This is a genomic window from Streptomyces rimosus subsp. rimosus, from assembly GCF_000720725.1.
GTDB classification, from domain to species: domain Bacteria; phylum Actinomycetota; class Actinomycetes; order Streptomycetales; family Streptomycetaceae; genus Streptomyces; species Streptomyces rimosus_A.
Window position 1 is genome coordinate 1 of sequence record NZ_JOCQ01000259.1, and the last position, 316, is coordinate 316.

Annotated in this window: 1 protein-coding gene; it reads left to right on the forward strand. The window is 70.3% G+C overall.

The window, feature by feature from the left end; all coding sequences use genetic code 11:
* The coding region (locus IH45_RS0142805) for a flavodoxin family protein (protein ID WP_030682753.1) at window positions 1-316 on the forward strand (316 nt) is incomplete at both ends.

A 316-nucleotide genomic window follows, 5' to 3' on the forward strand; every position in this document is an offset into this window, starting at 1 on the left:
CTTCGGTCACACCGCGGTGCTCGCCGAGGCGGTGCGCGACGGCGCCGCCGACGCCGGGGCGACCGTCCACCTGGTCAAGGTCGACGAGATCACCGAGGAGCAGTGGGACCTGCTCGACGCCGCCGACGCGATCGTCTTCGGCTCGCCGACCTACATGGGTACCGCGTCCGGCGCCTTCCACGTCTTCGCCGAGGCCACCTCGAAGCGCTGGGCGACACGCGCCTGGCAGGACAAGCTGGCGGCGGGCTTCACCAACTCCGGTTCCAAGAGCGGCGACAAGCTGCACACCCTGCAGTTCTTCTCCGTACTGGCCGCC